5 protein-coding genes are annotated in these 8,697 nt (G+C 67.8%); 4 read left to right on the top strand and 1 reads right to left on the bottom strand.

The window, feature by feature from the left end:
* From AC08ON_RS07555 to AC08ON_RS07545, 3 genes are all read left to right on the top strand, one after another.
* Positions 1-2,122 (top strand): putative bifunctional diguanylate cyclase/phosphodiesterase (locus AC08ON_RS07555; RefSeq protein WP_476616688.1); only part of this gene is annotated, 2,122 nt, incomplete at its 5' end.
* A gap of 179 nt (positions 2,123-2,301) precedes the next feature.
* Positions 2,302-4,035, top strand: a complete 1,734-nt coding sequence (locus tag AC08ON_RS07550; protein ID WP_011434843.1) for an ABC transporter ATP-binding protein — start codon at positions 2,302-2,304, stop codon at positions 4,033-4,035.
* On the top strand, positions 4,032-5,993 hold the full coding sequence (locus tag AC08ON_RS07545; RefSeq protein ID WP_476607010.1) for an ABC transporter ATP-binding protein: 1,962 nt from the start codon (positions 4,032-4,034) through the stop codon (positions 5,991-5,993). The genes AC08ON_RS07550 and AC08ON_RS07545 overlap by 4 nt, the downstream gene beginning before the upstream one ends.
* Before the next feature lie 92 nt (positions 5,994-6,085).
* Here the strand turns inward: AC08ON_RS07545 and AC08ON_RS07540 are convergent, their stop codons facing one another.
* A complete protein-coding gene (locus tag AC08ON_RS07540; protein WP_476607009.1) occupies positions 6,086-7,318 on the bottom strand; it encodes an ABC transporter substrate-binding protein in 1,233 nt (410 codons plus the stop codon).
* 144 nt (positions 7,319-7,462) lie between these two features.
* Between AC08ON_RS07540 and AC08ON_RS07535 the strand changes: the two genes are divergently transcribed.
* A partial coding sequence (locus AC08ON_RS07535) for a branched-chain amino acid ABC transporter permease (protein WP_476616687.1) occupies positions 7,463-8,697 on the top strand: 1,235 nt, incomplete at its 3' end.

Genomic DNA, 8,697 nt, shown 5'->3' with positions numbered 1-8,697 from the left:
CCAGCCGCGGGGGGCCGACGCCGGTGCCCCGTCGGCGTCGGGGCTTTTCCTGCCGTATGCCGCGCTCAGCGCGCCCAGGCCGACGCCGCGACTGCCGGCGGGTGTACCCGACGCCACCCGCCCGGCCAGCACACCCGTGGCCAGCGCGTACCCGGCCAGCCGGCAGCCCGCCATCGGCGCGTCACTGCTGGCGATCGGGGAACAGGGAATCGGCCGTCTCGCGGTGGCGGCACGGCGACGCCTCACCCTGCTGTACGAGGCCAGTATGCACATCGGGACCACCCTCGACGTGACTCGGACCGCCGAGGAACTGGCCCAGGCAGCCGTGCCCGAACTCGCCGACGTCGTCACGGTGGACCTGTCGGAGTCTGTTCTGCGGGGCGAGGACTCGCTGCGTCCGACCGCACTGCTGCGCCGCGCCGCCCTGCACGGCATCCAGGAAGGCCTCGCTCTCTACCCGGCCGGTCACCAGATCAGCTTCCTGCCCTCCACGCCGCAGGCTCGGTGCCTGGCCAGCGGGCGAGCGGTGCTCGAGGCCGACCTGCACGCCGCTCCCGGCTGGCAGGCCCAGGACCCCGAACGCGTCGAGCAACTCCTCGCGCAGGGGATCCACTCGCTCATCACCGTCCCCCTGTGCGCCCGCGACGTGATGTTCGGGGTGGCCAGTTTCTGCCGCTCCCGGCAACCAGAGCCCTACGAGGACGACGACCTGGCCCTGGCCGAGGAGTTGGCCGCCCGCGCGGCGCTGTGCCTGGACAACGCCCACCGCTACACCCGCGAACGACAGCTGCACCACCAGGCCCTGCACGATCCGCTGACCGACCTGGCGAACCGCACGCTGTTGACGGCCCGACTGCAACGCGGACTTGCCCGGCGCCTCCACGACAATACGCAGGACAACACGCAGCTTGCACTACTGTTCTGCGACCTCGACGACTTCAAGAGCGTCAACGACAGATTCGGGCACGCGGCCGGCGACGACCTGCTTCGCGTAACCGCGGGTCGGCTGACGAGTTGCGCCCGTAGCACCGACACGGTTGCCCGCATCAGCGGCGACGAGTTCGCGGTCCTGCTGGAAGGCGGCTGCGTCGACCCCGAGTCCATCGGGCGGCGGATCCTGGAAACACTCCGCGTACCCTTGGTACTCGCCGGAACGGTTCATACAACCCAGGCCAGCATTGGGCTGGTCGTTGTCGACCCCGGCACCCAGGCCACCGCGGAAAGCGTGCTGAAACAGGCGGACTCCGCCATGTACGCCGCAAAACGGCGGGGTAAGGGCACCCTGGTGGTGTACCGGCCGGAGCTGTGCCCCGCCAGCGCCGAGGATGCCCTGCGCACCAGCCTCACCCACGCCGTACGCGGCGAGGATGGCGGCGGTACCCTCAACGTCAGCTATCAGCCGATCATCGAGCTCCACACCGGTCGGACCGTCGGTGTCGAGGCGGCGCTTCGGTGGGACGACCCGTCCTCCCGATCCGTTCCCCACCACCGTCTCACCCTCACCGCCCAGCAGACCGGGCTGGCCCCCGCACTGGAGCACATCCTGCTCGACCGGGCCTGCCGTGACCTCGGCCGATACCGAAGCACGGGCCATCCGGAGGTGGCCCTCCACATCCCCGTCTCGATCCTCGATGCCGCTGACGCCCGGTTCACGACCGAGGTGGTCAATGCTCTGACCGTCCACCACCTGCCACCCGATGCTCTCGTGCTCCGCGTCGCCGGCGCGACGCACCACACCGATCAGGCTGCCCTGCGGGCGCTGCGCGGACTGGCCGCACGAGGTATCAGGCTCGCGATCACCTATCCCGACGCCGAGGACCTCTTGTTCGATCCCCTTCTGCCGCTCCCCGTCCAGATCATCGTGCTCGACGCCGCCGCCACCCGGCACCTGACCGAATCGCTGACCGACGGCCGCACCCCCGGGGAAGAAGAAAACGACGGCACGCTGCGCACGGCGTTCCTCGCCACCATCCGCGGACTGGGCATTTCACTGCTGGGCACCGGCATCGCTGACGCGAAGCAGGCCGCCACCCTCGCGCACAGCGGCTGCGGCCTTGGCCAGGGCAGCCTCTTCGGCGGACCCGCACCGCTCGCCGACATCCCCGGCAGGTATCCGACATGAGGTAGCCGCCATGTCTCCAGTGCGCGGCACTGACCCTCGACTCTCCAGTGCGCGGCACTGAAAATGCCTTGACCTGATGTTGGGTTGACGTCGTAGGGTCGCAACACGTCTGCAGTGTGGTTACCCACCGTCGTCGCGACCTACCGGTTCGACCACCAGCCGCCACCGAGAGGCACCGTATGCTGATCCGACTTCTGCGGGCTCACCTCGGCCCCTACGGCCGGCCGATCTCGATACTGGTCCTTCTGCAGCTGGTGGCGACGATCGCCATGCTCTACCTCCCCACCCTCAACGCCGACATCATTGATCGTGGAGTGGTCATCGGCGACACCGGCTACATCATGCGTATCGGTGGACTCATGCTCGGTGTCAGCGTCGTGCAGATCGTCTGTGCCGGCGCCGCCGTCTTCTTCGGAGCCCGGACGGCGATGGCGCTCGGTCGGGACATCCGGGCGTCGGTGTTCGACCGGGTCCAGTCGTTCTCGGCCCGGGAGGTCGGCCGCTTCGGCGCGCCCTCTCTGATCACCCGGGCCACGAACGACGTGCAGCAGGTGCAGATGCTGATGTTAATGAGCTTCACGCTCATGGTCTCCGCGCCGATCATGTGCCTGGGCGGCATCATCCTGGCGGTCAATCAGGATGCCGGGCTCTCGCTCCTGCTCGTCGCGATCACTCCGGTCCTCGCAGTGATCATCAGCTTGATCGTGCGACGGATGCGGCCGCTGGGCCGGGCGATGCAGGAGCGCTTGGACGCCGTCAACCGGATCCTGCGGGAGCAGATCACCGGACTCCGGGTGATCCGCGCTTTTGTCCAGGACGACTATGAGCGGCGCCGATTCGCGGTGGCTGACGCCGAACTGACCGACATCTCGTTGCGGTTCGGCCGACTCATGGCGTTGATGTTCCCGCTCGTGCTCACCGTGGTCAACTTCTCGAGCGTGGCCGTGCTGTGGTTCGGCGCCCACCGTATCGACGCCGGCCAGATGCAGATCGGCGCGCTGACGGCCTTCCTCAGCTACCTGATGCAGATCCTGATGTCGGTGATGATGGCCACCTTCATGTTCATGATGATTCCCCGCGCCGAGGTGTGCGCGGAGCGCATCCAGGAGGTGCTCGAGACCGACTCCACGGTCCTGCCACCGCAGAACCCGGTGCGGGAGCTGCGCCGCCACGGTGACCTGGAACTGCGGGGCGTCGGGTTCCACTACCCGGGCGCGGAGGCGCCGGTCCTGCGCGCAATCAGCCTGCGCGCCCGGCCGGGTCAGACCACAGCCATCATCGGCAGCACCGGTAGCGGCAAGACAACGCTGCTCGGTCTGGTCCCGCGGTTGGCCGACGCCACCGAGGGCGCCGTCCTCGTCGACGGTGTCGACGTCCGCGATCTCGACCCGGCGCTGCTCGCCCGGACCGTCGGCCTGGTTCCACAGAAGCCGTATCTGTTCTCCGGCACCGTCGCGACCAATCTGCGTTACGGAAATCCGGACGCCACCGACGACGAACTGTGGCGCGCGCTGGAGATCGCGCAGGCGAAGGACTTCGTCGAAGCCATGCCGGACGGTCTCGACACCGCGATCGCCCAGGGTGGCACGAACGTCTCCGGCGGCCAGCGCCAACGGCTCTCCATCGCCCGCGTGCTCGTTCACGGCCCGGAGATCTACCTGTTCGACGACTCCTTCTCGGCCCTCGACTACGCCACCGACGCCCGCCTGCGCAGGGCGCTCGCCCACGAGACCTCCGCCGCGACCGTGGTGATCGTCGCTCAGCGGGTCGCCACCATCCGGGATGCGGATCAGATCATCGTGCTGGACCACGGTGAGGTGGCCGGCGTCGGCACCCACCAGCAGCTGATGGCCGACAACACCACGTACCGCGAGATTGTGCTCTCCCAGCTCACCGAGGAGGAGGCGGCATGAGCAGCCCGGTACCGGCACCGCGCCGCGGCCCGGCCCCGACGGCCGGGCCCGCTCGGTTCTTCGTGGGCCCGGGCGCGACGGAGAAGTCGATGGACTTCGCCGCGTCGAGCCGCCGGCTGCTCGGACTGCTGCAACCGCAGCGTCACCTGCTGATCGCCGTCGTGGTCCTGGCGACGTTGAGTGTCGGCCTGAGCGTGATCGGTCCTCGCTTGCTCGGTCACGCCACCGACCTGGTGTTCGCGGGGATCTTCAGTCGGCGGCTGCCAGCCGGCAGCACGAAGGAACAGGCGGTCGCGCAGCTGCGTGCCACCGGCCACGGTACTCAGGCGGACCTGCTCGCCTCGCTCGACGTGACCCCCGGTCATGGTATGGACTTCGATGCCATCGGTGCCGTGCTGCTGGGGGTCGTGGTCGTCTACGCGGTGTCCGGATTGTGCGGTGTGCTCCAGGCCCGGCTGGCGAACCTGGCCCTGCAGAGAGTGATCAGTGATCTGCGCCGCGACGTCCAGGCGAAGATCTCGCGGTTGCCCGTCCGTTACTTCGACGGTCAGCCGCGAGGCGAGGTGCTCAGCCGGGTCACCAACGACATCGACAACTTCGGGCAGAGCCTGCAGCAGAGCATGTCGCAGATTGTCGCGTCGACGCTGACGATCGTGGGCGTGCTGTCGATGATGCTCTGGATCTCCTGGATCCTCGCCCTGATCGCGCTGGTCACGGTGCCAGTGTCGATCATGATGGCGACCCGGGTCGGCAAGCTGGCTCAGCCCCAGTTTGTCGCCCAGTGGCGGATCACCGGTGGTCTCAACGCCCATATCGAGGAGATGTACACCGGGCACACGCTCGTGCGGGCGTTCGGCCGGCAGGAGGAATCCGCGGAGATCTTTCGTGAGCAGAACGAGCGGCTCTACGCCGCCAGTTGGCGTGCGCAGTTCATCTCCGGTCTCATGCAGCCCTCGATGTTGTTCATCGGAAACCTGAACTACGTGCTGGTAGCGGTGATCGGCGGCCTGCGGGTCGCGTCCGGCTCGCTGTCGATCGGTGACGTCCAGGCGTTCATCCAATACTCTCGGCAGTTCAGCCAGCCGTTGTCCCAGGTTGCCAGCATGGCGAACCTGGTGCAGTCCGGGGTGGCCTCCGCGGAGCGGGTGTTCGACCTGCTCGACACCGTCGAACAGGAACCCGACCGGGCGGTTCCGGCGCATCCGGAGCGGCTTCGTGGCCGGGTGGCCTTCGAACACGTCTCCTTCCGCTACGAACCGAACCAGCCGTTGATCGAGGACCTGTCACTTGTCGCGGAACCTGGTCACACCGTCGCGATCGTCGGGCCGACCGGCGCCGGCAAGACCACTCTGATCAACCTGCTGATGCGCTTCTACGAGGTCACCGGCGGACGGATCACCTTGGACGGGGTCGATGTCGCGGCGATGTCGCGGGATGAACTGCGGGCCAGCATCGGCATGGTCCTGCAGGACACCTGGCTGTTCGGCGGAACGATCGCGGAGAACATCGCCTACGGTGCGGAGGGCGCCACCCACGAGCAGATCGTGGCGGCGGCCCGCGCCGCGCACGTCGACCGGTTCGTCCGCACTCTTCCCGCGGGTTACGACACCGTGCTCGACGACGAGGGGGTCGGCGTGAGCGGCGGGGAGAAGCAGCTGATCACCATCGCTCGCGCCTTCCTCGTGGAACCTCTGATCCTGGTTCTCGACGAGGCGACGAGCTCGGTGGACACCCGTACCGAGGTCCTCATCCAACGGGCGATGTCGACCCTGCGGGCGGGGCGGACCGCGTTCGTCATCGCGCATCGGCTGTCGACCATCCGGGACGCGGACACCATTCTCGTGATGGAGAACGGAGCCATCGTCGAACAGGGCACCCACACCGAGCTCCTGGCCGCCGATGGCCCATACTCCCGGCTGTACCAGTCCCAGTTCGCCCAGGCCGTCGTCGAGATCTGACCGTCGAGATCTGCGTGAGTGGTTGCGCCACCGGCCCGTGCGTGTGACAACGGGGATGAGCACGAGCCGGACGGCTCGTTAGGCGAACGTGGTCAGTTGATCAGTTTGATGAGCTGGCGTCCGTCGAGCCAGTTGCCGGTGACATCGGTGAACGTGTTGTTCTTCCACGCCAGCAGCCGCACCGCCGTGTTGCAGATCGCCGGGAAGATGTCGATCTGCTTGCCGTCGCAGGTGAACGGATGGGCCATGACGTTCGGGCGGTCGTGGGAGGCGCGAAGCGCCGTGAGCAGGGCGGCCGAGGTCGGCTGGGCGGTACCGGCCAGCAGCGACCGGATGTTGAGGACGGCGGAGAAGGATCCCTGCGATGACGAGGAACGATCGGCCTCTGGGATCGCCTTACGGAACGCCGCCGTGTCGGCGTCACCATCGCTCGTCCCGACCGGTAGGTAGCTGGATGCGAAGTAGAGGTTGTCGGTCCGGCCGCTGGCCGCGCGCGGCACCGCGGGGGTGGTGCAGGGACCGATGAAGTAGATGTCGCTGCGGATGTTCAGCGCCGCCGCGGCCTGGACGATCCGGGTGCACGTCGCAGCCTGGAACACCACGATGATCGCGTCCGGCTTGCCCGCAGCGACCTGGGTCAGGGCCGGTGCGAAGTCTGCCGCGTCGGATTTCTCCGGCACCAGTTTGACGTCGGACACACCTTTATGGTGCAGGACGTTCTGCGATCCCTGGATAGCGGCGGACAGCAGGCCGGGCAGGTCGAGGTACAGGGCATGCACGCTGCGCACATGCCGGATGTTCGTCAGATAGTCGGTGAGGCCGAGCAGCTCGCTGAGCGAACCGCCGGAAAACGCGAAGGCGTTGTGTGAGCCGAGTTCTCCGCTCAGTTGAGGAGAGCCGGTGACGTACGGGATGTGGGCGGCCTCGTATATCGGCATCGCCGCCTCCGCGCCGAAATCGATCCCGCCGACCACCGCGAGTGGTTTCGTGGCGACAAGCCGGTTGGCGCAGTTCTGGGAGGACTCCGGCGAGCCGTCGGTTGCGCAACTGATCAGCCGGAGCGGTCGACCGTCGAGCCCGCCCAGAGAGGTGTTGGCGTAGTCCACGGCGGCCTGAGCGGCCTTCCGGGTCTCCGGGTATGACCCGACAGTGCTGTTCTCAACCGTTACGAAGCCGACAGTGACCGCAGGCCCGGTCAGGCGGCTCGCCGCCGCGCTGCCACCGGCAGCTGCGCCGGACGAGCCACCGCGCTGACTCGTGCACCCGGCGACAACGACGGACAAGGCTACGGAGAACGCGAGGAGGATGCGGGAGGCTTGTCTCACGGCTCGTGAAGCTACACTTCTGTCGTCCAGTTCTGGGGGCTTGACCGTCGACCGGCCGGACGGGGACTGTTGTGTGACCATGCGTCCGGTCTTCATCGCAGTTCGGATCTCTCTATCTGCAATAGATGCGTCTACGGGGGGCCGGTGACAACGTATATAGCAGCATTGCTGCTCGGCCTTGGCCCGGGGGCCGTGTACGCGGCGCTCGGGCTAGGGCTCGTGCTCACCTACCGCGCGTCCGGCGTGGTGAACATCGCCCATGGGGCGTTCGCTATGTACGCCACCTACCAGTACGCAGAACTACGGGAGGTCGGGGACCTCGTACTGCCCTTCGTCGGGATGCCGCCAAGAATTCATCTCACCGACACGCCCACCTTCGGGCTAGCCCTGTCAGTATCCCTCGCAATGGCGGCAATTCTAGCACTGGCATCCTATCTGGTGGTTTTTCGGCCCTTGCGGCGTGCCCAGCCGCTGATGACGGTCGTGGCGGCGGTCGGCCTCACGATCGCGCTGCAGGCCGTCGCCGTGCTCCAGTTCGGATCTGACAACAGGTTCCTCAGTCCGGTGCTGCCGCAGTCACCGCTGTCCCTGCTGGGCGTGACCGTGGCGAGTGACCGGCTGCTGCTCGCCGCGTCGGTCATCGCGGTCGCCGCCGGTCTGTGGGCGATGTCGCGCTGGACGTTGTTCGGCCTGGCTACCCGCGCCGTCGCCGAGGATGAGCAGACCACCGCGCTTCTCGGCCGGCGGCCCGGCTGGATCGCCGCCGTCAACTGGGTCATGGCGGCCGTGCTCGCCGCCCTCGCCGGGATCCTTGTGGCGCCGATCAGTGCGCTGAATCCGACGAGCTACTCGCTGTTCGTCGTTCCCGCGCTCGCCTCCGCTCTGCTCGGTGGCCTGTCCTCGTTCGGTCTGACCGTCGTCGGAGCTCTCGGCCTCGGCATGACCCAGGCCGTCCTGATCCCGTTGCAACAGGACGTCTCCTGGTTGAACCAGCCGGGACTGCGCGCGCTGCTTCCGATGCTTCTGGTCATCGCGGTGGCAGGCCGGCGCGGGGATCTGATTCCCGGTCGCGCCGCGGGCGTCGCCGTGTCGGCTCCGATGCCGGTGATCGACCCGCCGGAGTCTCCCCTGCGCCACCTCGCGGTCGGTGTGCCGTTCGGGGTGGTCGCGATCCTCGTGCTGGCCGGCCCCTACCGGCTCGGCCTCGAACGCAGCCTTGCCGGCGCCGTGGTGTGTCTGTCGTTCGTCGTGTTGACCGGGTACGTCGGACAGCTTTCGTTGGCACAGATGACCCTCGCCGGTGTCGCCGGCTTCCTGTTGGCCAGACTCCAGGGTGAGCTGGGCGTGCCGTTCCCGATCGCACCCCTGCTCGCCACGGG

Source organism: Frankia sp. CoWAU3, from assembly GCF_977971855.1.
This window is presented reverse-complemented; position numbering and strand designations above follow the sequence as displayed.